Origin of the sequence: Mesorhizobium australicum (genome assembly GCF_900177325.1) — a bacterium.
Lineage (GTDB): Bacteria > Pseudomonadota > Alphaproteobacteria > Rhizobiales > Rhizobiaceae > Mesorhizobium_A > Mesorhizobium_A australicum_A.
This window is the reverse complement of record NZ_FXBL01000004.1, coordinates 2,418,764-2,442,938: the sequence shown is the minus strand read 5'-3', so window position 1 is coordinate 2,442,938 and position 24,175 is coordinate 2,418,764. Positions and strand designations below refer to the sequence as shown.

General features: G+C 66.2%; 27 protein-coding genes. 11 read left to right on the top strand and 16 right to left on the bottom strand.

Annotated features, from left to right (window positions below; genetic code table 11):
* The first annotated feature begins 115 nt into the window (after positions 1–115).
* Positions 116–721 carry a carboxymuconolactone decarboxylase family protein gene (locus B9Z03_RS14465; RefSeq protein WP_085464855.1) on the top strand — a complete coding sequence of 202 codons (606 nt, stop codon included), beginning with the start codon at positions 116–118 and terminating at the stop codon, positions 719–721.
* Here the strand turns inward: B9Z03_RS14465 and B9Z03_RS14460 are convergent.
* From B9Z03_RS14460 to B9Z03_RS14450, 3 genes are all read right to left on the bottom strand, one after another.
* Positions 718–2,607: an ABCB family ABC transporter ATP-binding protein/permease gene (locus tag B9Z03_RS14460; protein WP_085464854.1), complete on the bottom strand. Its 1,890-nt coding sequence runs from the start codon at positions 2,605–2,607 to the stop codon at positions 718–720. The genes B9Z03_RS14465 and B9Z03_RS14460 overlap by 4 nt on opposite strands.
* Positions 2,608–2,635: 28 nt before the next feature.
* Positions 2,636–2,980 (bottom strand): ArsR/SmtB family transcription factor, encoded by a 345-nt coding sequence (locus tag B9Z03_RS14455; RefSeq protein WP_085464853.1) that lies wholly within the window; start codon positions 2,978–2,980, stop codon positions 2,636–2,638.
* Between the two features lie 64 nt (positions 2,981–3,044).
* Positions 3,045–4,535: a LysM peptidoglycan-binding domain-containing protein gene (locus B9Z03_RS14450; protein ID WP_085464852.1), complete on the bottom strand. Its 1,491-nt coding sequence runs from the start codon at positions 4,533–4,535 to the stop codon at positions 3,045–3,047.
* 151 nt (positions 4,536–4,686) lie between these two features.
* On the opposite strand from B9Z03_RS14450, the gene B9Z03_RS14445 reads away from it, so the two are divergent.
* Together B9Z03_RS14445 and B9Z03_RS14440 are read left to right on the top strand one after the other, a co-directional pair.
* Positions 4,687–5,292, top strand: coding sequence for an LOG family protein (locus B9Z03_RS14445; protein WP_085467661.1), 606 nt, complete (start codon positions 4,687–4,689; stop codon positions 5,290–5,292).
* 20 nt (positions 5,293–5,312) lie between these two features.
* On the top strand, positions 5,313–6,308 hold the full coding sequence (locus tag B9Z03_RS14440) for a CorA family divalent cation transporter (protein WP_085464851.1): 996 nt from the start codon (positions 5,313–5,315) through the stop codon (positions 6,306–6,308).
* Between the two features lie 3 nt (positions 6,309–6,311).
* Here B9Z03_RS14440 and rarD read toward each other — a convergent pair whose 3' ends face one another.
* From rarD to B9Z03_RS14390, 9 genes are all read right to left on the bottom strand, one after another.
* A complete protein-coding gene (gene rarD / locus B9Z03_RS14435; RefSeq protein ID WP_085464850.1) occupies positions 6,312–7,247 on the bottom strand; it encodes an EamA family transporter RarD in 936 nt (311 codons plus the stop codon).
* A 123-nt stretch (positions 7,248–7,370) separates the two neighbouring features.
* Entirely contained in the window at positions 7,371–8,666 is a 1,296-nt protein-coding gene (locus tag B9Z03_RS14430) for an MFS transporter (protein WP_085464849.1), read from the bottom strand.
* An 88-nt stretch (positions 8,667–8,754) separates the two neighbouring features.
* Positions 8,755–9,156, bottom strand: a complete 402-nt coding sequence (locus B9Z03_RS14425; RefSeq protein ID WP_085464848.1) for a MarR family winged helix-turn-helix transcriptional regulator — start codon at positions 9,154–9,156, stop codon at positions 8,755–8,757.
* A gap of 284 nt (positions 9,157–9,440) precedes the next feature.
* Positions 9,441–11,057, bottom strand: coding sequence for a citramalate synthase (gene cimA / locus B9Z03_RS14420; RefSeq protein ID WP_085464847.1), 1,617 nt, complete (start codon positions 11,055–11,057; stop codon positions 9,441–9,443).
* 67 nt (positions 11,058–11,124) lie between these two features.
* Entirely contained in the window at positions 11,125–11,604 is a 480-nt protein-coding gene (locus B9Z03_RS14415; RefSeq protein WP_085464846.1) for a GFA family protein, read from the bottom strand.
* The gene (locus tag B9Z03_RS14410) at positions 11,601–12,092 is read right to left on the bottom strand and encodes a GFA family protein (protein WP_085464845.1); all 492 of its coding nucleotides are present in this window, start codon (positions 12,090–12,092) and stop codon (positions 11,601–11,603) included. Before B9Z03_RS14410 ends, B9Z03_RS14415 begins: the two co-directional genes overlap by 4 nt.
* Positions 12,093–12,095: 3 nt before the next feature.
* Complete coding sequence (locus B9Z03_RS14405) at positions 12,096–12,479, bottom strand: VOC family protein (protein WP_085464844.1); 384 nt, start codon at positions 12,477–12,479, stop codon at positions 12,096–12,098.
* Positions 12,476–12,898, bottom strand: coding sequence for an endonuclease domain-containing protein (locus B9Z03_RS14400; RefSeq protein ID WP_085464843.1), 423 nt, complete (start codon positions 12,896–12,898; stop codon positions 12,476–12,478). The genes B9Z03_RS14405 and B9Z03_RS14400 overlap by 4 nt, the downstream gene beginning before the upstream one ends.
* Before the next feature lie 208 nt (positions 12,899–13,106).
* The gene (locus B9Z03_RS14390; RefSeq protein ID WP_085464842.1) at positions 13,107–14,606 is read right to left on the bottom strand and encodes a cysteine--tRNA ligase; all 1,500 of its coding nucleotides are present in this window, start codon (positions 14,604–14,606) and stop codon (positions 13,107–13,109) included.
* Positions 14,607–15,031: 425 nt separating this feature from the next.
* On the opposite strand from B9Z03_RS14390, the gene B9Z03_RS29435 reads away from it, so the two are divergent.
* Entirely contained in the window at positions 15,032–15,190 is a 159-nt protein-coding gene (locus B9Z03_RS29435; RefSeq protein WP_139832276.1) for a transcriptional regulator, read from the top strand.
* A 6-nt stretch (positions 15,191–15,196) separates the two neighbouring features.
* Here the strand turns inward: B9Z03_RS29435 and B9Z03_RS14380 are convergent, their stop codons facing one another.
* Entirely contained in the window at positions 15,197–15,955 is a 759-nt protein-coding gene (locus B9Z03_RS14380) for an SOS response-associated peptidase (protein WP_085464840.1), read from the bottom strand.
* A gap of 83 nt (positions 15,956–16,038) precedes the next feature.
* On the opposite strand from B9Z03_RS14380, the gene B9Z03_RS14375 reads away from it, so the two are divergent.
* The 5 genes from B9Z03_RS14375 (at position 16,039) to B9Z03_RS14350 (ending at position 18,626) form a co-directional block, all read left to right on the top strand.
* Positions 16,039–16,443 carry an NUDIX hydrolase gene (locus B9Z03_RS14375; protein WP_085464839.1) on the top strand — a complete coding sequence of 135 codons (405 nt, stop codon included), beginning with the start codon at positions 16,039–16,041 and terminating at the stop codon, positions 16,441–16,443.
* A gap of 44 nt (positions 16,444–16,487) precedes the next feature.
* On the top strand, positions 16,488–16,862 hold the full coding sequence (locus B9Z03_RS14370) for a TIGR02301 family protein (RefSeq protein WP_085467660.1): 375 nt from the start codon (positions 16,488–16,490) through the stop codon (positions 16,860–16,862).
* A gap of 135 nt (positions 16,863–16,997) precedes the next feature.
* On the top strand, positions 16,998–17,255 hold the full coding sequence (locus B9Z03_RS14365; RefSeq protein ID WP_085464838.1) for a hypothetical protein: 258 nt from the start codon (positions 16,998–17,000) through the stop codon (positions 17,253–17,255).
* A gap of 51 nt (positions 17,256–17,306) precedes the next feature.
* Complete coding sequence (locus tag B9Z03_RS14360; RefSeq protein WP_085464837.1) at positions 17,307–18,107, top strand: hypothetical protein; 801 nt, start codon at positions 17,307–17,309, stop codon at positions 18,105–18,107.
* 162 nt (positions 18,108–18,269) lie between these two features.
* Positions 18,270–18,626 (top strand): four helix bundle protein, encoded by a 357-nt coding sequence (locus tag B9Z03_RS14350; RefSeq protein ID WP_280174855.1) that lies wholly within the window; start codon positions 18,270–18,272, stop codon positions 18,624–18,626.
* 32 nt (positions 18,627–18,658) lie between these two features.
* Here the strand turns inward: B9Z03_RS14350 and B9Z03_RS14345 are convergent, their stop codons facing one another.
* Entirely contained in the window at positions 18,659–19,978 is a 1,320-nt protein-coding gene (locus tag B9Z03_RS14345; RefSeq protein WP_085464834.1) for a dihydroorotase, read from the bottom strand.
* Between the two features lie 96 nt (positions 19,979–20,074).
* Between B9Z03_RS14345 and B9Z03_RS14340 the strand changes: the two genes are divergently transcribed.
* On the top strand, positions 20,075–20,956 hold the full coding sequence (locus B9Z03_RS14340) for a CAF17-like 4Fe-4S cluster assembly/insertion protein YgfZ (RefSeq protein ID WP_085464833.1): 882 nt from the start codon (positions 20,075–20,077) through the stop codon (positions 20,954–20,956).
* Positions 20,956–21,558: a YfbR-like 5'-deoxynucleotidase gene (locus tag B9Z03_RS14335; protein WP_085464832.1), complete on the top strand. Its 603-nt coding sequence runs from the start codon at positions 20,956–20,958 to the stop codon at positions 21,556–21,558. Before B9Z03_RS14340 ends, B9Z03_RS14335 begins: the two co-directional genes overlap by 1 nt.
* 3 nt (positions 21,559–21,561) lie before the next feature.
* Here B9Z03_RS14335 and B9Z03_RS14330 read toward each other — a convergent pair whose 3' ends face one another.
* Both B9Z03_RS14330 and B9Z03_RS14325 read right to left on the bottom strand, forming a co-directional pair.
* Entirely contained in the window at positions 21,562–23,025 is a 1,464-nt protein-coding gene (locus B9Z03_RS14330) for a RimK family protein (RefSeq protein ID WP_085464831.1), read from the bottom strand.
* Positions 23,026–24,120, bottom strand: coding sequence for a GNAT family N-acetyltransferase/peptidase C39 family protein (locus B9Z03_RS14325; protein WP_085464830.1), 1,095 nt, complete (start codon positions 24,118–24,120; stop codon positions 23,026–23,028).
* Between the last annotated feature and the right edge of the window lie 55 nt (positions 24,121–24,175).

Sequence of the window (24,175 nt, the reverse complement as noted above, 5' to 3'; positions counted from 1 at the left end):
GGGGTTGATTAGACCAATCTACCCCCCGTCGCAACGCGACGGCAGCGGATGGGTTGCGGACAGGGGCGGAGGCGGCCAATGTGGCATCCTGTTTCGTGAGGCGGAGATATCAGGGATGAGCTTTGTCGATACGCCCAGCGAAGACGGCGCACAGGGTCGTGCGGCCGAGATGTTCGCCCAGTCGAAGGCGGCAAACGGCTATCTCCCGAACATGGTCAAGCTTTTCGCGCACCGGCCGGGCGTGTTTGAGACATGGGTCGCGCTCAACACCGCGATCAAGTCCAACATGGACCTGCGCCGCTACGAACTGGTCACGCTCGCCGCTGCTCAGGAGCTAAAGAGTTCCTACTGCATGCTGGCGCATGGCAAGGTGATGCTTGGCGGCATGCTTTCTCCGGAGCAACTGGCGTTGGTGGTGGGGGGCAGCGACGAGTCGCCGCTGGACGAAGCGGAACGCGCCATCATGCAATTCGCAAGCAAGGTCGTGCGTGACGCGACTTCCATTGACCAGTCGGACGTCGACGGGTTGCGCGCGTTCGGCCTCAGCGACGCCGAGATCTTCGACGTCACGACGGCGGCCTCTGTCAGGTGCTTCTTCTCGAAGACCCTGGACGCGCTGGGCGCGCTGCCGGACGCAGCCTATGCAGCGCTTCCGGAGACGGTTCGCGACGCTTTGGTGGTCGGGCGGCCGATCGAGACCAAAGGCGGCGGCGCGGTCTAGCCGGCCACCTCTGATGTCCTGCGTCTCACGATGACGCCCTCGTCGTCGGTCTCGCGCGCGCGGCGCAGCCGCTCCTCGGCCTCCGTCGCTTCGCGTTGGCGGTCCCACATCGTCGCGTAGAGGCCGCCCCTGGCGAGAAGATCGCGATGCGTGCCGCGCTCGGCGATCTGGCCGTCGCGCAGCACGATGATCTCGTCGGCGGAGATGACCGTCGACAGCCGGTGGGCGATGACGAGCGTGGTGCGGCCGCGGCTGACGAGGTCGAGCGCGTCCTGGATCTCCTGTTCGGTTTGTGTGTCGAGCGCCGAGGTCGCCTCGTCCAGCATCAGGATCGGCGGCGCCTTGAGGATGGTGCGGGCGATCGCCACGCGCTGCTTCTCACCGCCCGAGAGCTTGAGACCGCGCTCGCCGACCATCGAGCGGTAGCCGTCGGGCAAAATCTCGATGAATTTGGAGATCTGCGCCAGTTCGGCGGCCCGCTTCACCTCCTCCTCCGAGGCGCTCATGCGGCCGTAGCGGATGTTGTAGAGGATCGTGTCGTTGAACAGCACCGTGTCCTGCGGAACCATGCCGATCTGCCCCCGCAGGCTCTCCTGCGTGACATCGCGGATGTCCTGCCCGTCGATCGTGACGCGCCCCTGCTGGATGTCGTAGAAGCGGAAGAGAAGCCGCGAGATGGTCGACTTGCCGGCACCTGACGGGCCAACGATGGCGACCGTCTTGCCCGCCGGCACCTCGAAGGAGACGCCCTTGAGGATGGGGCGATTGGCGTCGTAGGCGAAATGCACATCCTCGAAGCGGATGGCGCCGGCCGACACCGCCAGCGGCTTTGCGCCCGGCCGGTCGGTCACCTCCTCCTTGACGTCGAGCAGGTCGAACATCTGTTCGATGTCGGTCAGGCCCTGGCGGATCTCGCGGTAGATGAAGCCGATGAAGTTGAGCGGCACCGAAAGCTGCATCAGCATGGCGTTGATGAAGACAAAATCGCCGATGGTCTGCGTGCCGGCCTGCACTTCAAGCGCCGAGAGCACCATGCAGGCGGTCATGCCGATGCCGAAGATGACGCCCTGGCCGAAGTTCAGCCAGCCGAGCGAGGTCCAGGTCTTGGTCGCCGCGTCCTCGTAACGCGCCATCGAGCGGTCGAAGCGGGAGGCCTCCATCTGCTCGTTGTTGAAATACTTCACCGTCTCGAAGTTGAGCAGCGAATCGATCGCCTTGGTGTTGGCGTCGGTGTCGCTGTCATTCATTTCGCGGCGGATGGCGATGCGCCAGTCGGACGCCCAGACGGTGAACCAGGTGTAGGCGACCACCGTGACGGCGACGATGACGACGTAGATCACGCCATAGGCGACCGCGAAGATGACCGCCGTCATGGCGAATTCGAGTATGGTCGGCAGCGTGTTGAGGATCGTGAAGCGCACGATCGTCTCGATGCCCTTGGTACCGCGCTCGATGACGCGGGACAGGCCGCCCGTGCGGCGCTCAAGGTGGAAGCGCAGGGACAGGCGATGGAGGTGGACGAAGGTCTTGTAGGCGAGCTGCCGGACGGCATGCTGGCCCACGCGCGCGAACAGCGCGTCGCGCAGCTGGTTGAAGCCCCACTGGGCGATACGCACCACGTTGTAGGCGACGACAAGCATCACCGGCGCAAGCAGGAAAGCCGGCAGGTCCGGCATCGGTCCGCCGTCCTTGGCAAGCGCGTCGGTCGACCACTTGAAGAAATACGGCACGAGGATCAGCACGATCTTGGCGACGACCAGGAACAGCGTCGCCCAGAGCACGCGCATCTTCAGGTCCATGCGCCCCGCCGGCCACATATAGGGCCAGAGGTTGAGCAGCGTTTTCCAGAGCGAGCCGGACTCGGCGGAGACGGTCTTGGTGGCCACGGTGCGTTTCCTGGTCTTCTTGTTGTCTTCAGTCGCAGCAGCTGGTGGCGCCGCAATCGTCAAGGTAGCCCGACAGCGCCCGCGACAGGCGCGCCACTTCCTCGATGTTCACGGTGTAGCGGGAGCGCTGGCGCTCCGGGGAGAAGCGGACGAGACCGGCATCGACCAGCACCTTGAGGTGCTGCGAGACGGTCGACTGAGCCAGATCGAGCTGCTCGACCACTTCCTTGCAGCAGCATGCCCCGCGACCCGAGAGGTGGCGCAGGATCCGCAGCCGGGCGGGATGTGACAGGGCGGCCAGCCGGGACGCCATCTCGTCGAGAGCGCACGGCAGGGCAGCCGCTTCGGAAGACTGGAGTTCGATCAGATTCATCGTTCATCGGCGATAGACGATGAACGATCGGGACGCAACTGCCCGAACGGGCAATTGCGCAATGTCAGCGAATGGCGCTGGGCTTGCCGATGTCCTCTGGGCTGGCCTTCTGGTTGGCGACCGCCTCCATGTCGGCGGTCTCGCCCTCGTCCGTCTTGACAGGCACGGCGAAGACCTGGCCCGGCCAGATGCGGTCCGGATCGGCGATCTGGTTCTGGTTGGCGAGGTAGATCGTGGAGTAGCGCACGCCGCGGCCATAGACCCGGCGCGAAATGCGCCACAGCGTGTCGCCGCGACGGATGATGACGGCGCCGTCGACCGACCGCAGCGGCTCGGCCGTCACCGAAGGCGGCTGTGCAGCGGCCTGCTGCTCCGGCTTCGCGGCCGGCTCGGCGGTGGGCTTTGCATCCGCCGCAGGCGCGGAAGGGGCATCCGTTGAGGTGGCGGGTGCCGCGGGCTGCGACGATTCGGCGGCGGGCTTGGGCTCGGGCGCGACCGCGGCGACCGATTCGCCTGCTTCGCGGCGGAACGGCACCTGGGCGCGCATCAGCACCTTCTGGCCGTCGTCCGCCAGGAGGTCGGCACGGACGATGTAGTCGCCGACCGGCAGGTCGCGCAGCGTCTCGATCAGGAACTCGCCCGATTCAGACGAGCGGGTCTCGCCGAGCATCAGCTCGTTGGCATAGGCGCGCACCGGCTTCTTCGGCGTCGCGACACCCGCGACGAACACCTTGTTGCCCTCGATCTCGATTGCCTTGACCTCGACATGCAGGCCGTTCGGCGCGGGCTGCGTCGGCTCCGGCTTGGCCACCGCGACTTCGGCGGGTGCGGGCTTGGCTTCGGCTGGCTGCGTGGTCGGGGCCGGCGCGGCGCTCTGGTTCGCCTGCGGCGCCGCAGCGGGCTGGTCCGGCTTGGCCGGTGCGGGAGCCGCCGGTGCCGCGGGCTTCGCCACCATCGGCTCCGGAACGGTGATCAGCTTGCTCGGCTGGCCGGGCTGCTCCACAAGGGCGAGCACCTGGCCGTCGGGCTTTTGCGGGATCGACACGACCGCGGTCTCCGTCGACATGGCGGTGCCGTTGGCGTCGTCGGTGGCGCGCAGCACGAGCTGGTAGCTGCCGGGAGCCAGCGGATTGTCGACCACGACGGCGAAATCGCCCTCCGGACCGGCGACGGCCTGGCCGATGACCTTGGAGCCGGCAAGAACCTCGACCTTCGATCCGCCCGGCGCCTTGCCGGCGATGACGATCGAGCCGTTCGGCTCGACGCGCAGGATGTCGAAGCTCGGCGGCACGATGCCGGCCTTCACCGGATCAGGGCTGCCGGGCATGGCGGCGGCGGGCTTGTCCTGTGCCTGCGGCTTCGCCTCGGTCGGCGTCGTGACCGACGCTGGCTGCCCGGGCTTGCCATCGGTCGCGGCCTGCGGCGGCAGCGCCGCCAGCTGCGCCGGAGGGGCGGCGATGAAGCGGTCGAACGCACCGCCCAGATAGGCGCCTCCGCCGACCACGACGATGGATCCCAGAACGCCCAGCAATGCCTTCAACGGTGTCGACAGCATCTTCCCGCGATTTCCTTAGCCAATTGCGCCGGGTCTAGACTGTTTTCGCACCTGCGACAAGGAAAACGCGGCATTTCCCGGTCGTCCGAAGGCGGCCAGCGACAACGCCGAGCCTTGACCTTGGCGGCCTGTCGTGGCGGCTATCGGCGTCATGAGCACGATTCGATCCATCTGCGTCTATTGCGGTTCCTCGCCCGGCCGGGGCGAGACCTATCTCGAAGCCGGCCGGGCGCTCGGCCGCTCCATCGCCTCGCACGGTCTGCGCCTCGTCTATGGCGGCGGCACCAAGGGCATCATGGGCGCGGTCGCCTCCGGCACGCGTGAGGCCGGCGGCAAGGTGATGGGCATCATCCCGCGCTTCCTGATGAACAAGGAGGCCACCGAGAGCGCGCTGGAACGGCTCGACGAGCTCGTCATCACCGACGACATGCACCAGCGCAAGCACAGGATGTTCGAGGAATCCGACGCGTTCGTGGCGTTGCCGGGCGGCATCGGCACGGTCGAGGAGATCGTCGAGATCATGACCTGGGCGCAGCTCGGCCGGCATCGCAAGCCGATCGTCTACGGCAATATCGGCGGCTTCTGGAACCCGATGCTGACGCTGATCGACCACATGCGCGCCGAGGGCTTCGTCCACACCGCCCATCTGGTCCAGCCGCTGGTCGTCGACACGGCCGACGGCATCGTGCCGGCGATCCTGGACGCTGCCGAGCCGGGGCGCACGGCAGGCGACGAGGCTGTCATCGAACGGTTGTAAATCTGTGATTGAGCTGCGGAATGCCCGATTCCGCAGCCGCGCAAGGTCGCGCCCCGTTCAGCCCGAACGATGAGGACGGCCTCGTCTTCGCCTTCGATTTCGACGCCGAGGGAGCGCTGTCGAGCGGAGATGCCCCGGCAGAATGGAGCTGGCGCAGCTATTCGCTGACCGATGCCCGCGCCCGGCGCGCGATCGAAACCGATCCGCGCCTGCCGGACGCCGCCCGCGCCACGCTGCTCGCCGGCCAGGCAAGCTGCCACATCGACTTCGAGGACGGCTGGCTGCACGGCGAATTGCCGGACCTGCGCCACGAGCACTACAGCGCCGGCCGCGAGGTCGGGAGGCTGCGCTTCGCGGTCTGCGAAACGGCGCTGGTGAGCGGGCGGCGCCAGCCGCTGCGCTCCGTCGAGGCAGCGCGGACGGCCGTCGAGCGCGGCAAGCGGTTCCGCTCGCCCTATGAGCTTGTCGAGGCGGTGGTATCGCAGACCCTGTCCCACCTCGACGCCGAGATCCGCAAGCTCGCCGAGGCGCTGGACACGATCGAGGACCGCATCGTCACCGACAGCTGGCACGGCGAGCGCGAGGCGCTCACCGCCACGCGGCGCGACGCGGTGCTGCTGCACCGGCAGGTCGCCACGGTGACGACGCTGTTCCGCGACCTTAACCACGCGCATGAGGCCGACCTGCCCTCGCCCGCGGCGGCGATGGCGGCGCGGCTGGCGGCCAGGGCCACCGCGCTCCACCACGATTGCGAACAGATCCAGGCCCGCGCGCGGTTGCTGCAGGACGAACTGCTGGCGAAGCTGACCGCGCAATCGAACCGGCTGCTCTATCTGCTGTCGGTGCTGACCGCCGTGCTGATGCCGATGACGATCATCTCCGGCCTGTTCGGCATGAATGTCGAGGGCATTCCGCTTGCGAGCGGGTCGGCGGGGTTCTGGCTGGTGACGGCGATCGCGGTGGCGGTCGCCGGCGCGGTGTTCATGGGCGTGCGTCGCCTGGGCGGGCCCGGCTGAGGGTCAGCGGGCCGCTCCGCGCCTGCTCAGGAACGACCAGGTGTAGATGGCCAGACCGATCCAGATCAGCACGAAGGCAAAGAGCTTCACCTGGCTGAAAGGCTCGTGGAAGACGAACACCGCCATGAGGAAGATGAGCGTCGGGGCAATGTACTGCATGATGCCGATGGTGGAGAGCGTCAGCAGCTTCGCGCCGGTCGCATAGACGATCAGCGGCACGGCCGTGACGAGGCCGCAACCGATGAAGAGCGCGGCCTCGTAGCCGCCATTGTCGAAGAAATGCCCCCGCCCGCTTGCCTGGAACCAGGCTGCGACGGCGAGCGCGGGGACGAGCAGGATAAGAACTTCGAGGAAGAAGCCCTGCGCCGGGCCGACCGGCAGCGTGCGCTTGAAGAAGGCGTAGGCCGCCCAGGTGCCTGCGAGCGCCAGCGAGACCCAGGGCACGCCTCCCGCATCCCAGGTGAGCACCGCGACGGCTGCGACGGCAAAGCCGATCGCCACCATCTGCGCCGCGCTCATGCGCTCGCCAAGCAGCAGCGCGCCGACCAGCACCGTCAGGAGCGGGTTGATGTAGTAGCCGAGCGCGGTCTCGAGCACGCGGTCGACCGAGATCGCCCAGACATAGATGCCCCAGTTGCACGAGACGAAGGCGGCGGCGACCGCGGCCTGCAGCATGGTCCGCGGCGAGCGCAGGGCGCGGCGGATGTCGGCGGTGCGGCCGAGCCAGACGAGCAGGACCAGCGCAACGGGAACCGACCAGATGGCGCGATGCGCCAGCACCTCGAGGGTCGGCAGATGCGCCACGAGCTTCATGTACAGCGGCTGGACGCCCCAGAAGAGATAGGCCGCCAGCGCGTAGAAGAAGCCTTTCAGCGTGTCTCCGGAAGGAGCCGGTTCGGCGGAGGGCGCTCCTGCGCCGGAATCGGTGACCGTGGCCATGGGCCGGGCTTATGCACATTTGCGAGGCAACGCGCCATTTCAAAACGCTGATGGCTCAGGTGAAAGCCGTTGATGGATCAAGCCCCTTGCCGGCGGCCAAGGGGCAAGACGCAAGCCGGAGGTTCATCCTGCCTGCGGGACGGGCGCAGCGGTTCCCGGACGTCTCAGCAGCAGGACCGAGACGGAGGCCAGCAGGCACATGAGGCCGGCGATCTGGAGCGCGGGCATGTAGGTGTCGAAGTCGCTGCGGAGATAGCCGGCGCCGAAGGCCGCCGTCGCGGCGCCGAGCTGGTGGCCGGCGAAGACCCAGCCGAAGACGAGTCCGGCCTTTTCGCGGCCGAAATTCTCCGCCGCCAGCTTGACTGTCGGCGGCACGGTCGCGACCCAGTCCAGCCCGTAGAATACGGCGAAGATCGACAGTTCGAGCGCGCCGAAGCCCGACATGGAGAGGTAGATGAGCGACAGGCCGCGCAGGCCGTAGAACCAGAACAGCAGGAAGCGGTTGTCGTAGCGGTCGGAGAGCCAGCCGGCGAAGATGGTGCCGACGAAGTCGAAAATGCCGATGACGGCCAGCGTGCCGGCGGCCGTGACCGCCGCCATGCCGAAGTCGCCGCAGATCGAGATCCAGTGGGTCTGGATCAGGCCGTTGGTCGACAGGCCGCAGACGAAGAAGGTGCCGAACAGGACCCAGAACACCGGACTTGCTGTCGCCTCGCGCAGGACCAGAAGCGGCGAGGCGAGCGTGGCGAGCAGGCTGTGGTCCCGCCGCGGCGGAGCCGACACCACGGTATCGCCATAGGCCGGCAGGCCGACATCGGCCGGGTGGTCGCGCATGAGGGCGAGGACCAGCACCATGGCGAGCGCAATGACCGCCACAGTGAAGCTGAGCGCCGTGCGCCAGCCATAGGCTTCGGTCAGGGCTGCGAGCAGCGGCAGGAAGACGAGCTGGCCGGTGGCGTTGCTGGCGGTCATCAGGCCGACGACGAGGCCGCGGCGCTGCGTGAACCAGCGCGCGGCGACCGTGGCGCCGAGCACCAGCGCGGTCATGCCCGTACCGATGCCCAGCACGACGCCCCAGAGCAGGAGCAATTGCCAGACCTCGGTCATGAAGAAGGAGGCGACGATGCCGAAGACGATCAGCGCGAGCGCGGTCGCGACGACCTGCCGGACGCCGAAATGGTTCATGAAGGCGGCCGCGAAGGGACCGAACAGGCCGAACAGCACCAGGCGCACCGCCATCGCCGAGGAGATGTCGGCAATGTCCCAGCCGAATTCCTGGTGCAGCGGCTGGATCATCACGCCCGCCGAGCCCATTGCGCCGGCGGTCGCCAGCATGGTGAGAAAGGTGGTCGCGGCAACAACCCAGCCATAGTGCAGGTTGCGCGCGGCCATCCAGCGGGCCAGGCTTGCGGAGAACATGTCGAGTGGTTCCTTTCCGTTCGCCGGATCGGCGGATTTGCGGGTATATACCTATAAAACTCTCTGTCGGGCGCACCTGGCGCTTCGGTCAGAGGGCGGCAAGCAGGTGGTGCAGCTGTTCGAGCTTCCCCTCCCCCAACCGCGCCTCGATGTCGTCCTGCACGCCATCCCACAACGGCGCGCCGTCGCGCAGCACCGTCCTGCCGGCCTCGGTCACCGAGAGCACGGCTTCACGCTGGTCCTCGCCGGCCGAGCTCGCGACAAGCCCCATCCGCTCGAGCACCTTGGCGTTGCGCCCGACCGTCGAGCGATCGAGCTCGACCCGGGCCGCAAGATCCGTCAGCGACACCGGCGCCATCCGCCGGATGTGCCGCAACAGGCTGAACTGCGCGATGTTGACGCCCAGCGGCGCCAGCGCCTCATCGTAGCGCGCCGAAACACGCCGCGCCGCCTTGCGCAGGACCATGCAGTGGCAGGGGTCGATGGACATAACGCGGGTATATACCCGTGATGGTATGGAAGCAAGAGGTCGAACGCCCGTTTTCCCTGCCGACCTCCTCATGTTCGATAGTTGAAGCGATCCGTCGTCTGCGGCGAACCAGCCCGCCGTTCGCTATGGCTCCGGGCGTCCGTCGCTCGAATCGATCCACTGGATCGGTTTGCCGGCTACCCCGGCTCCATGGGCGGGTCCCGCTGCTTCGCAGCTCCCGCCCGCTCGAAACCTTTCGTCATGCCACCGGCATGACGAATTCGCCTGCGGCGAACCGCTTTCTCTCACTCCGCCGCCACCAGCCCCGCCATCTCGCGGTTCTTCATCAGCTTGTAGACGATCGAATCCATCAGCGCCTGGAACGAAGCGTCGATGATGTTGTCGGAGACGCCGACCGTCCACCAGCGGGCGCCGGTGGAATCGTGGCTTTCGATCAGGACGCGGGTGATGGCCTCGGTGCCGCCATTGAGGATACGCACCTTGAAGTCGACCAGCGTCATGTCGGCGATCTCGTTCTGGAAGCGGCCGAGATCCTTGCGCAGCGCGATGTCGAGCGCGTTGACCGGGCCGTGGCCCTCCGCCACCGACATACGCTCCTCGCCGTCGATCTGAATCTTCACAATGGCTTCCGAGACGGTCTTGATGCTGCCCTTGGCGTCGTAGCGGCGCTCGACCATGCAGCGGAAGCTCTCGACGCGGAAGAACTCCGGCACGGAGCCGAGCGTTCGGCGCGCGAGCAGCTCGAACGAGGCATCGGCGCCCTCATAGGCATAGCCCATCGCCTCGCGCTCCTTGACCAGCGAAATCAGCGTGTCGAGACGGCGGTCGGATTTGCCCACCTCTATGCCGCGGCGCTTGAGCTCAGCGATGAAGTTCGACTTGCCGCCCTGGTCCGACACCATGACGCGGCGGCGGTTGCCGACGGATTCGGGCGGCACGTGTTCGTAGGTCGCCGGCTCCTTCACCAGCGCCGAGGCGTGGATGCCGGCCTTGGTGGCGAAGGCAGAGGAGCCGACATAGGGGGCCTGCGGCTCGGGCGCGCGGTTGAGCAACTCGTCGAAATTGCGCGACAGGCGCGAGATGCCGGCAAGGGACGCGGCCGGGATGCCGGTGTCGAAGCGCTGCGCATAAGCGGGCTTGAGCATCAGCGTCGGGATCAGGGTGACGAGATTGGCGTTGCCGCAGCGCTCGCCGATGCCGTTCAGCGTGCCCTGGATCTGACGCGCGCCGGCCTCGACGGCGGCCAGCGAATTCGCCACTGCCTGGCCCGTGTCGTCGTGCGCGTGGATGCCGAGGTTGCGGCCCGGGATGCCGGCCGCGATGACCTTGCTAACGATCTCGCGCACCTCCGACGGCTGCGTGCCGCCATTGGTGTCGCACAGCACCACCCAGCGGGCGCCGGCCTCGAAGGCGGTCTTCGCGCAGGCGAGCGCATAGTCCGGGTTCGCCTTGAAGCCGTCGAAGAAATGCTCGCAGTCGACCATCGCCTCGCGACCGGCGGAGACCGCGGCCTTGACCGAGTCCGCGATCGATTCGAGATTCTCCTCGTTGGTGCAGCCGAGCGCGACGCGGACGTGATAGTCCCAGCTCTTGGCGACGAAGCAGATCGCATCGGACTTCGCCTGCAAGAGGGCCGCCAGCCCCGGATCGTTGGAGGCCGAGACGCCGGCGCGCTTGGTCATGCCGAAGGCGACGAAGGTTGCGCGGTGCGTGCGCTTTTTCTCGAAGAAGGCAGTGTCGGTCGGGTTCGCCCCCGGATAGCCGCCCTCGACATAGGCCATGCCGAACTCGTCCAGCATCCTAGCGATCGCGACCTTGTCCTCGACGGAGAAGTCGATGCCCGGCGTCTGCTGGCCATCGCGAAGGGTGGTGTCGAAGAGGTAGAGGCGTTCGCGGGTCATAATGCGGAACTCCGGGAGGTCCGCGCTCTACGGCGCCCCACCAACACCGCGTCGAAGGGCTGATCAATCACAGGCGAAGTCCTTCGACCGGCCAGTTGTCGGTGTCGTGGTCGGGGTGCTGGAAGGAGATCATTCCTTCCTCGCGGTTGGCGGAGTCGCCGTCGGCCGAGCGCTTCGGCGCGTCGAATATCTCCGTCACCCAGGGAAGGGCCGAGCCGGTGTGGACCTGGATCAGCGGCTTCAGGTCGGAGCGGTCGTCGAAGGCACCGATGGCGATCTCCAGGCCTTCCGGGTGGCGATAGGTGAGCGGCGTGCCGCAACGCTGGCAGAAGCCGCGCGAGATGTTGACCGACGACTGGAAATAGGCCGGCTCGTTGCGGGTCCATTCGACGCCGTCGTTCGGCACCGTCACCAGCGGGCCGAAGAAGGAGCCGAACGCCTTCTGGCACATGCGGCAATGGCAGATCGAGGGGCGGCCGAGCGCGCCGTGGATGCGGAAGCGGACCGCGCCGCACTGGCAGCCGCCCGTCCTGATGGTCTCCGTCATGGCTTGTCCTCCGCTGGCCATTGGTCCGTATCGTAGTCCGGATGCTGGTAGGAGACGAGATCGGCGAGAAAGGGCGCGTCGGCGATGTCCGCCATCGTCTCCTCCTCGGGCAGATCAGGCACCTCGTCGACATAGGGCAGCTTGGCCTCGACGCCCCATTGGATGATGGGGCGAATGGTCGACGGGTCGTCGAACGCGGCGATCGCAAGCGCCACCCCGTCCGGCGCCTCATAGGTCAGCGGCGTGCCGCAGTCGCCGCAGAAGCCGCGCCAGGCATAGTTTGAGGACTGGAAGCGCTTGCGCTCGCCGCGAGTCCATTCGAGCTTCGCATGCCGCACCGAGACCAGCGGCAGGTAGAAATTGCCCGACGCCTTCTGGCACATGCGGCAATGGCAGACGGACGCATCGCCGAGCGCGCCCTCGACGCGAAAGCGCACCGCGCCGCACTGGCAGCCGCCGGAGTAGACGGGACGGTTGTCGAGGCTCATGGCTCACTCCGGCCTGTGGCAGACGGCTTCGACATTGTTGCCGTCGGGATCGAGAACAAAGGCGCCGTAATAGTCGGGATGATAGTGGGCGCGGATGCCCGGCGCGCCGTTGTCGCGGCCGCCGGCTCTCATCGCCGCCGCGTAGAAGGCGTCGACCTCGGCGCGGGAGGACGCCGTGAAGGCGTAGTGGCGGCCGGGGCCGATCGCATCGGACTCGGTCAGCCAGAAATCAGGCTTCGCGCGGCCGTAGCCGGCGACCCATTTGCCGCCGGTGAACTCCTTCGGCACGGTCATCAAAAGCTTCGCGCCGATGGCGCCCATCGCCGCGTCGTAGAAGGTTTTTGCCTTGTCGGGATTGGAGACGGGAATGCCGGTGTGGTCGATCATGGGCGATGCTCCTCCGGGGTGGCTGCGGACGAGCGAGCGTAGCGCGCGGCGTCCTCCGCGGCGAGGCCGGCCGCGGTGACAATGTGCTGGCACACACCGTCGATGTCGCGCAGCACGTCGTCGTTCCAGAAGCGGAGGACGGTCCAGCCGAGCAAGCCAAGACGTGTGTCGCTTCTGCGGTCAGCCTGAACATGCCCAGCTTCGGCATGCTGGGCGCCGTCGATTTCGATGATCAGTCGTTTCGCCGGACATGCGAAATCGGCAATCTTGCCGGCAATAGGCATCGGGCGCTTGAAGGACAAACCCATCAGCCGATGTGCGCGGATTTCATTCCAGAGTTTCAGTTCCGCCGGCGTCATGTCACGGCGCATCTTCCTGGCGAATTGGCGGTTGGGGTGGGGTACGGGGATATGTGTCATCGACGCGATCCCTGATCGCTCGCACGACTGCGCGACACACCCCCCTCTGGCCTGCCGGCCATCTCCCCCTCAAGGGGGGAGATTGGCAGCTTCAGCGCCGAGGCTTCTCCTGCAACGCTGGCGATTTGCGAAACGCTGCGCGACAGCCGATCTCTCTCCTTGAGGGGGAGATGGCCGGCAGGCCAGAGGGGGGTGCTTTCGCTCGCCCTCACCGCTTCACCTCCCATGTCGTGACGCGCTCGCCGGTGGCGGGGTCCTTGCCGTCCTTGAGCTGGATGCCCTGCGCCAGGAGTTCGTCGCGGATGCGGTCGGCCTCGGCCCAGTTCTTGTCGCGAATGAAGGCGAGGCGGCGATCTACGGCAGCTCTCGTAGCAGTCAGATCAGTTTCCCGCTGCGCCAAGAGACCATATGGTGTGAAGCCAAGCCACACTAGTGCATGCGCAAGTTGGTGGCCGGCAATGGTGTCTCCGCGATTTGCACGACGAGCCAAATTATCGAGCTCAATCGCAGCCTTGGCAAAACTTAAGTCATCTGAGATTTCGTTTACCAGCGCGTCCGGCAAATCTGCGTCCACTCCTGCGTCGGCAGCACGCTGCCAACCGGTCAGGCGATGCTCCGCCTCCTCCAACCGCCTCACGCTAAAATCGATCGGCTCCCGATAATGCGTCATCAGCATCGCCAACCGCAGCACTTCGCCCGGCCATGTCCGCCCACCGAACTTCTCCGTCTCCAGCAGCTCGTGGATCGTGACGAAATTCCCATCGCTCTTCGACATCTTCTTCCCCTCGACCTGGAGGAAGCCGTTGTGGAGCCAATAGTTGGCCATCACCTCGGTGCCGTGGGCGCAGCGGGACTGGGCGATCTCGTTTTCGTGGTGGGGGAAGATCAGGTCGAGGCCGCCGCCGTGGATGTCGAACACCTCGCCGAGATAAGCCGCCGACATGGCCGAGCATTCGATGTGCCAGCCCGGCCGGCCGCGGATGGCGACGGTGTTCGAGGGCAGGTCCAGGGCGCGGCGGTTGTCGTCCGAGATGCGGAACGACGCCTCCCAGCCGGGCTCGTCGGCGGAGCTCTCCTTCCACAGCACGAAATCGGCCGGGTTCTTCTTGTGCGCGTCGACGGCGATGCGCGCGCCGGCCTGCTGCTCGTCCAGCGGGCGCTTGGAGAGCTGGCCGTAATCGGCCATGGAAGCGACATCGAACAGGACTTCGCCATTGGAAACATAGGCATGGCCGCGATCGATGAGGGACTGAATCAGCGTCGCCATGTCGGACTTGCCGTCCGCGCGGGGCAGCACGAACTCGGTCGCGCGCGGCTGGAAGGTCGGCGGCAGGCAGCCGAGCGCGGTGACGTCCTTCTGGTACTGCTCATAGGTCGGCTCGGTGACCTTGCGGATCGTCTCGTTCAGGGTGAGCCGCCCGGTCTCGATCTCGGCGCCGTAGTCGCGCAGCGCACGCGCGTTGATCTTGTCGTCCACGTCGGTGATGTTGCGGACATAGGTGACGTGGTCCGCGCCGTAGAGATGGCGCAGCAGCCGGTAGAGCACGTCGAAGACGATCGCCGGGCGCGCATTGCCGATATGGGCGTAGTCGTAGACGGTGGGGCCGCAAACATACATGCGTACGCGCGCCGCATCGATCGGGACGAAGTCCTCCTTCGTCCGCGTCAGCGTGTTGTAGAGCCGCAGGCCCTTGAACCCTTCAGACATCCGTCCACCCAATCATGCGCGCGAATGCGCGGGCCTGCTGGCCGGGGCGTTTGCTGTCTTTTGAGAGAAGGCGAAAACGACCGGACCAGCGAAAGCGCTAGCCGATAATGCAAATCCCGCAAATGGCGAAGATCGTTTTCATCGCGCGCTTTATGCGGCGCGGGCGGGCGTTGCGTCAAGAGGAGACGATGTCGAGCCCGCGCGACACGGTCCCGATACAGAGCGCAGCCAGACAGGAGCGACCGGCGAGGCGATTGCACCTGTATGAGGTGTGTCGTTTCGACATCACTGCGTTGACAAACGATCAACCATGAATCGGTAAAAGGCGGCCATCCGGGAAATGCCCATTCCGGAACAGAATTCGGTCCCATTCGAACGTCATCCGGCTGCCTGCACGTCGAAACAACGGGACCAGAGGGAAGAAGATGACCCGTACGATCAGCGAAACCGAACGCGCCCGGCAGCAATATGCGGCGCTCGTCAGCCACTACCGCGCCATCGGTCCGGCTGCGATCATGGCCGCGCTGCTGTGCTCCCGCAAGAAGAGCGTGAAGAGCCAGTTCGCTCTGAAGCGCGCCAGCTGACGCGCCTCAGAACAGTTCGATCTGACGGTCGTCCTTCGGCGGAGCTTTTGTTACGGGCGTAGGCTCCGCGCCGACCGTCGCCGGCGCCTGGATGTCCGGGCCTGTATTGGCGACCTTGTTGACCTTGTCCGAGATCGGGATCGCCTCGAAATAGTCGGGCGAGACAGGCCTGATCAGGTCGGCCACGTCGCGCGGCTCACTGAAACGGCAGTCGAGCCAGCGCGCAAAATCCTCCGGACGGATGACGACCGGCATGCGGTCGTGGATCGCGGCAATCGCCCCGTTGGCCGAGGTGGTCAGGATCGCACCGGTGTCGATCTCCGAACCGCCGGGTTCCGACCATGTCTCCATCAGGCCACCGAACATCACGATGCCGCCGCCGCGCGGGCGGATGAAATAAGGCTGGCTCTTCTTCGAGCCGTCGCGCTTCCACTCATAGAAGCCTGTGGCCGGCACCAGCGTGCGGCGATGGCGCATGGCGGCACGGAAGGAGGCCTTCTCGGCCGCGGTCTCGGACCGGGCGTTGATCAAGAGCGGCATGTCCTTCGGATCTTTCGCCCAGCCCGGGATCAGGCCCCAGCGCACCAGGAGCGCGCGGCGGTCCGGCAGGTTGGAGCCGGGCTCGTTGCGCGGGCCGGCGATGACCATCAGGATCGGCTGGGTCGGCGCGATGTTGTAGCGGGACGGGAAATCCTCGAGATCGAGGAGCGCCGTCAGCGCCTCGAGTTCCGCGGGCGTCGCGGTCAATGTGAAACGTCCGCACATGGGGTGAGATGTGACGATGGCGGCGCGCTCCGTCAAGGACCGGGCGCATTGCCCATCCGTCCCGACGCGCCTAGGTTCGCGCCATGATTGCGCCCCACGCTCCCCTCCCCGCCGTCTCGATCGCGCTGGTCGACCGCGACCGCGTTCTGCTGGTGAGGCGCGGACGGGCGCCGGCGAAGGGGCTTTATGCATTTCCGGGCGGGCGCGTGGAGGACGGCGAGAGCCTGGAGACGGCGGTGCGACGCGAGCTGTTCGAAGAGACAGGGCTTTCGGCGGACGCGGTCGAGCCGGTCGAGACCCTGTTGATCGAGCGCGAGGGCGAAGGCTCCGCGTTCGTGCTCAACGTGTTCCGGGGCGTCCATGTGGGCGGCGAACCGGTTGCCGGCGACGACGCGGAGACCGCCGGCTGGTTCACGCTGGCCGACATGGCTGGCCTGCCGGTCATCCCGTCCGTGCTTGCGGTCGCACGAAGGCTGCTTTCGCCATGATACGACGCCTTGCGGCGGCCCAAATCTTTGGCCAGAAGTGGCGCATGGTGCGTGGGGCTCTTCTCTCGGTTGCGATCCTGTCGGCGATGCTGGCCGCACCAGCATCGACGCGCGCGGCCGAGGCGCCGTTCGAGAGCCGACTGCTGCGGCTCTCGGAGATCCTCGGCTCGCTGCACTATCTGCGCAACCTGTGCGGCGAGACCTCGAACCAGTGGCGCGAGGAGATGGAAACCCTGCTGCGGACGGAGAACCCCGAGCCGGCGCTGCGCGCCCGCTACGTGTCGAGCTTCAACAACGGCTACCGCTCCTTCGCAGCCGGCTATTCCACCTGCACCGAATCCGCCTACACGGCGATCTCGCGCTACATGAAGGAAGGCAAGGAACTGTCGCGCGACATCGCGGTCAGGTTCGGCAATTAACCTTGCGCTTACTTTTCGCTCAAAGGCGGGGGTGCGTGTCGATTCAAATGTGCTAAAACTTTTAATCGTGCGTTGAGGATGGTTGCCGGCCGGTGAATCAGGCACACTGGCCTCGACAACGAGTGGATTGAGTCGATGGGTCAAGGTTTAGGCGAGCTCGACGCGCTGATGCGCGAGGAAAAGCGTCTGACGGCGCTGGAGAGCCAGACGGAAGCCTGGGCGGATGGCCTGTCCGCCGGGATCGAGCCGGAACTGATCGCCGAAGTGGCCCTTTCGACCGCCTTCACCGAATTGCTGCGAACCTGCGGCGAAGACGCCGCGGTGGCGCTTGTCGATCGCATGCGGGAGAGAATCATCGCCGGCGAATTCACCGCGGGCATCTGCCGCCATTGACGTCGCGCCGCTCCGGCGCTTTCATCGACCCGAGCAGGCAGGCAGGACGACATGGTTCACGCTTCGCGGATATTTCGCGCGACCACGATCGCTTTGCGGGCGGTATTTTTCGCCTCTTCGCTTCTTTGCGCCGTGCAGGCCTTCGCGCTGAGCGAGATCAAGCCGGACGAGACGGCGCCGCCTGAGGTCACCGACCCCACGCCGCTGCCCGACCTGACGCCTGACAGGTCCGGCGAGGTGCCGATGCCGAACCCGGCAACCCCGCCGCAGAATGCCACGCCGCCTGAGAGCGCGCCGCCCGCCGACGGCGAGCCGGCGGAAACCGAGCCGTCGGAAGACGAGACGGCCGATCCGGCGCGGCCGCATGTCGATCCCGACGCCGTCGTGCCGGAGATCATCTACGACCTGTCGCGGCTGCCGGGGCCGACGCGGCGGATGCGCGAGCTGATCCTCGAGGCGACCAAGAGCGGCGACATCGAGAAACTGCGGCCGCTGCTCGGCATGGGCGACGGAGCAACCACTCTGTCCTTCGGCGGCGTCGAGGGCGACCTGATCGAATTCCTCAAGCAGCAGTCGGGCGACGGCGAGGGTCACGAGATCCTGGCCATCCTGGAAGAAGTGCTGGAGGCGGGCTTCGTACATGTCGACGCCGGCAAGCCGGAAGAGCTCTATGTCTGGCCGTATTTCTTCGCCGTCCCGATCGAAAAGCTGACGCCGCCTCAGCGCGTTGAACTGTTCCGGATCGTCACGGCGGGCGACTACGAGGACATGAAAAACTACGGCGCCTATATCTTCTACCGCGTCGGCATAACGCCGGAGGGACGGTGGATGTTCTTTGTGGCGGGGGATTGAGGGGCAGTAGGCAGTAGGCAGTAGGCAGTAGGCAGTAGGCAGTAGGCAGTAGGCAGTAGGCAGTAGGCAGTAGGCAGTAGGCAGTAGGCAGTAGGCAGTAGGCAGTAGGCAGTAGGCAGTAGGCAGTAGGCAGTAGGCAGTAGGAAAGTGGACTCGGCGAAAATTGATTCGTACAGAGACCTTCTCGTCTGGCAACGCGCCATGGACCTGTCAGTCGAGACCTATGGCCTTACTCAAAACTGGCCGAAATCCGAGCAATACGGCCTGACAAATCAAATCCGCCGCGCAGCGACTTCAATTGCGGCAAACATTGCGGAAGGCTATGGCCGCGATAGCAAGGGCTCTTACCAACAGTTTCTGCGCATTGCGCAGGGCTCTCTAAAGGAGTTCGAGACGCATCTTCTTCTCGCGGTTCGTCTCGGTTTCAGCTCGAAAGACGAAGCAGATCGTCGGCTGCTCGAATGCGATCAGCTAGGCAAGATGTTGCGAGCCCTGATCCGCAAAATCGAAGCAAGCTAGGAAGGCAATCCCTACTGCCTACTGCCTACTGCCTACTCACTAAACTCCACCGCCCTGCCCCGTCCCGCCGTCACGATCTCGCCGTCCCACATGACGCGCATGCCGCGCACGATGGTGCCGACGGGCCAGCCGGTAACCTCGCGGCCGTGATGCGGGGTCCAGCCGGCTTTCGAGCCCTGCTGTTCGTTGGTGATCGTTTCGCGGCGCTTCAGATCGACGATGGTGAAGTCGGCGTCGTAGCCGGCGGCGATGCGGCCTTTGCGGGCCATGCCGAAAATGCGGTTCGGGCCGTGGCTGGAGAGATCGACGAAGCGCTGCAAGGTCAGGCGGCCGGCATTGACGTGGTCGAGCATCACCGGAACGAGCGTCTGCACGCCCGTCATGCCGGAAGGTGAATCCGGATAGGGTTTTGCTTTCTCTTCCAGCGTGTGCGGCGCGTGGTCGGAGCCGAGCACGTCGACGATGCCGTCCGAGATGCCGCGCCAGACGCCGTCGCGATGGCGGCCGGCTCGCACCGGCGGATTCATCTGCAGCAGCGTGCCGAGGCGGGCGTAGTCGTCGGCGGTCAGCGTCAGGTGGTGCGGTGTCGCCTCGCAGGTGGCGACATCCTTGTGGTGCTCGAGGAACTCGATCTCTTCCGCGGTCGAAATGTGCAGGACATGGATGCGGGCGCGGGCGCGGCGGGCGACTGCGACGAGGCGCTCAGTGCACTGGAGCGCGGCGATCTCGTCGCGCCAGACGGGGTGGGAAGCCGGATCGCCGGGCACGCGCTCGCCGAGGCGCTGGCGCAGGCGGAACTCGTCCTCCGAATGGAAGGCGGCGCGGCGGCGGGTGTTCTTGAGGATCGAATAGACGCCATCGTCGTCCTCGACCAGGAGATCGCCTGTGGACGAGCCCATGAAGACCTTGATGCCGGCAGCACCCGGCAGGCGCTCCAGCTCGGCCACATCCTTGGCGTTGTCGCGCGTGCCGCCGACCCAGAAAGCGAAGTCGCAGTGCATGCGGCCGGTGGCGCGGGCGACCTTGTCGGCGAGTGCGGCCTCGCTGGTCGTCAGCGGCTTGGTGTTGGGCATTTCGAAGACCGCGGTGACACCGCCCAGCACGGCCGCGCGCGAACCGGTCTCCAGGTCTTCCTTGTGCTCCAGGCCGGGCTCGCGGAAATGCACCTGGCTGTCGACCACGCCCGGCAGGACATGCAGGCCTGTGCAGTCGATCGTTTCGCCGGCGCTGGCGCGGGAAAGATCGCCCAGCGCATGGGTGCGGCCGGCGACGATGCCGACATCGCGCACGCCCTCGCCATCATGGTTGACGACCGTGCCGCCCTTGAGGATCAGGTCGAAAGTCGTTGACATGGCGTTTCCCTGGCAGCTGCCCCTGGCCGGCGCCCTTGCCGGAGAGATCGACGCGGCTTACGTAATGGCCCCTGCCAATGCAAGACGGGATTCACGATGCCGAGCGTATCCCTCGCCGACCGTGCGCTGATCCGGGTGTCGGGACCCGACGCCGAACATTTCCTGCAGAACATCGTAACGGCGGACCTGTCGGACCTGCCGGAACGCGCGGCGAAACCGTGCGCGCTGCTGACCCCGCAGGGCAAGATCCTGTTCGACTTCCTGATCGCCCGTGACGGGGCGGATACTTTCCTGATCGACTGCCGGGCGGACGTCGCGGACGACCTGTCGCGCCGCCTGATGCTCTACCGGCTGCGGGCGAAAGCGGAGATTTCGAAGCTGGATCAAACACCTGTCACGATCGAGTGGGACAGCGATTCAAGCCGCTCAGGAACAGATTCAAGTCCTTCAGAAAGTGATTCAACCCAAGCCTTCCGCGATCTGCGCTTCGTGGAGCCGGCGGTCTGGCGCCGCCATGGCGGCGCGGCGGGCGCGGACACGCCTGAGGACTGGGACCTGTTGCGGATTGAAAACGGCGTCGTGGAGAGCGGGAGCGACTATCAACTGTCCGACGCCTTCCCGCACGACGTGCTGCTCGACCAGAACGGCGGCGTCGGCTTCAGGAAGGGCTGCTATGTCGGCCAGGAGGTCGTCTCGCGCATGCAGCATCGTGGCACGGCGCGGCGGCGCGTGCTGGTGACCCACGGCGATAAGCCACTGCCGGCGCCCGGCACCGAAATCACCGCCAACGGACGGGCGATCGGCTCGCTGGGCACCGTCGCGGGTGAGCGGGCACTGGCGATCGTCAGGATCGATCGGGTGAAGGATGCCATTGACGCAGGTGTGCCGATCCTGGCCGGTGAGACGGAGGTGACGCTGACGATCCCGCCGCATGCGCGCTTCACCTTCCCGCAGGATGCGAGCACCGGAGCAGACTGATGGCGGACCGTCCCGGCGCTCCCGCGCGTGCCTGGCAGCGCATGCTGTCGGGCCGCCGGCTCGACCTGCTCGACCCCTCGCCGCTCGACGTCGAGATCGGCGACGTCGCACACGGTCTGGCGCGCGTGGCGCGCTGGAACGGCCAGACGCGCGGCGACCACGCCTTTTCGGTCGGTCAGCATTCCCTGGTCGTCGAGGCGATCTTCCATGCGATGCGGCCGGAGGCGAGCCTCGCGCAGCGGCTCGCCGCCCTGCTGCACGACGCACCGGAATATGTGATCGGCGACATGATCTCGCCGTTCAAGGCGGTGGTCGGCGGCGGCTACAAGGAGGTCGAGGCGCGGCTACAGGCGGCGATCCACCTGCGCTTCGGCCTGCCGGCGAAGCTGTCCGAGGCCCTGAAGAAGGACATCAAGCGCGCCGACCAGGTGGCCGCCTATTTCGAGGCGACCGAACTGGCCGGCTTCACGACCTCCGAGGCGGCGCAATATTTCGGGCGGCCGCGCTGGATCTCGCCGGAAAAGCTCGACCTCGCGCCGAAGCCCGCGAAGACGGTGGAGCGGGAGTTCCTGAAGCGGCACGAGGCCTTGGCCAGGCCGTAGCGGCTACCGTCCCGTCCGCTCCAGACGGTCGAGGAACCATTGGGTGAGCTTCACCCAGACCTCGTCCTTCTCGCCCGAATCCTCGTAGCCGTGGTCGAGGTCCGGATTGTCGTTGACCTCGATGACATAGACGCCATCGGCGGTTTCCTTGAGGTCGACGCCGTAGAGGCCGTCGCCGATGCAGCGGGCGGCCTTGACCGCCGTGTCGATGACGATCTTGGGAGTCTCCTTGAGCGTGAAGGCCTTGACGCCGCCCTGGTCGGGCTTGCCGCCGCGGTCGTGGTTGACGATCTGCCAGTGTTTCTTGGCCATCAGATACTGCACGGCGAAGAGCGGCTCGCCGCCGAGCACGCCGACGCGCCAGTCGAACTGGGTGGGGATGTATTTCTGCGCGATGATCAGGTCGGAATCCTCCAGCCATGCCGTCGCCAGCGCCTTCAACTCCTCCAGGTTCGAGGCCTTCTTGACCCCGCGCGAGAAGGCGCTGTCGGGGATCTTCAGGACCAGCGGAAAGCCGAGCGCCTGGGCCGCCGGTTCCAGGTCGGCGATGCCGGCGATGGTCACCGTCGGCGGCACCGGCACCTTGTTGAAGGTCATCAGCTCGTTCAGGTAGACCTTGTTCGTGCAGCGGATCATCGACAGCGGGTCGTCGATGACCGGCATGCCCTCCTGCTGGGCGCGGCGTGCGAAGCGGTAGGTGTGGTTCGAGATCGACGTCGTCTCGCGGATGAACAGCGCGTCGTAGTTGGCGAGCTTCGCCAGGTCCTTCCGGGTGATCGGCTCGACCTCCACGCCCATCTTCTCGGCGATGCGCGCCCAGTATTTCAGCGACGAGATCGAGGACGGGGACAGCTCTTCCTGCGGGTTGATCAGCGTCGCGAAGGTGTAGCGGGCCGGGGTCCGCTCCTTCGAATCGCGCCATTCGCGGCTGGTGTAGCGTTCGAGGCTTTCGAGGAAGGCCTTCTCCTCCTCGTCGCTCATGCGCGCCAGCGGCAGGAAGCCGATCTTGCGGATCGAGGCCCATTCGCCGCCGTCCTTGATCGACACTTCGAGCGCGGGGGCGCGGAACCAGTCGAACAGGAGCCTCGCGAACCCGTTCCATGCCTTGGAGGGGCCGATCCCGAAGAAGACGGCCACGCGCGAGGGGAATTCGCCGCCGATGTCCTTGCGGCAGCGGTTCAGCGCCACTTCGAGCTCGGGAAGCGCGTGCTCGTAGAGCTTCTTCTCGGACAAGTCGATCATGGTCTCGACCGTCGGAATAACCTTGTGCCCCCGCGAGCCGGCGAGCAGCGAGGCGTAGTAGCCTCGGCTCTGGTAGCCGACATTGTTGGACAGGTTGATGATCTTCGGCCGCACGCCGCGGAACAGCGAGGGATGGGTGAGGTAATCGCGGGTGGTGATGATCTTGTGCGGCGAGGCGTAGGGATCGATGTCGCTCTGCCGGCCGGTCAGGATAACCCAGGTCATCTATCGCTTTCCGAGAATGACTGCGGCGCGCAGCCTCTTGCCGAACTGCGCCATCCGCATGAAGACGTCGTAGGGGATCGGGATGTTGGCTGCGTCCGCCGTCGTCTCGGCATGCGCGCCCTCGATCCATGGGTCGTGGATGACGATGTGCTCGCCGTCGTCGCCGATCGCCAGCACCCAGTGCGGCACCTTCTTGCCGAACATGACGAACCCGCTGATCAGCACCACGGCCAGCTTTCCCTGCGCGATCGCTTCGCGGATGTCATCCAGCGTAAAGGAGCGCGTCGCGACGGGAATGCCGTAGTCCTCGGCCCGGTTCCTGAAATCGACCTGTGCAAGCTCCATGACGCGCTTCTTCTCGTCGCTGCGCACAGATTGCAGGAAAAGCGCGCCATAGAAGGAGACGATGATCTCGGCCGACAGGCCGTTCTCATGCGCGGCGACGGCGAGGCCGAACGGCTCGCAGCCGCCAGGTCCGGACATCATGAAGACGGTGGTTGCCTCGCGCCACAGGCGCACCTCCATGACGGGCGACGGGGTGAACCCCGGCAGGAAATGCGCCATCGCCATCATCAGGCAGGATGGGCCGCAGGTGAAATCGGCGGTCTGCTCGTAGAACGGCACCGTGGTGACGAAGCTCGCGTCGCCGCGCAGCACCTTCTCGTAGCGCAGCGCCGGCGCATGGTCCTCGTAGTAGTCCGGCTCCATGCCGATGCGCCGGTATCCCGCCTTCTCGTAGATGCGGATGGCACGGGCATTGTCGTCGCGCACTTCTAGGCGCAGAACGAGCCGGTCGTGGTCGAAGGCGATCTTCTCGGCAGCATCGAGCAGCAGGCGCCCGACACCCGAACCGCCCTGCTCGGCCGCGACCGCGATGGAATAGAGCCGCGCAACGCCGCTGCCCCTACGGAACAGGACCATGCAGTAGCCGGCGATCTGGCCCTCGACCTCGGCGACCAAGGTCTCGGCGGTCTCGCGTTCGATCAGCTGGCGGAAGGAGCGGCGGGAGATGCGATCGGTCGGGAAAACGGCGTTCTCGATCCGCACGAGCGCGTCGATGTCGGAAGCGCGGGCCGGGCGTATCGCGGCGGGCATGCGGAGAGGATGACCTCGTCTGCGAGAAGGTGTTACGCCGATATCAGGCGCTTCC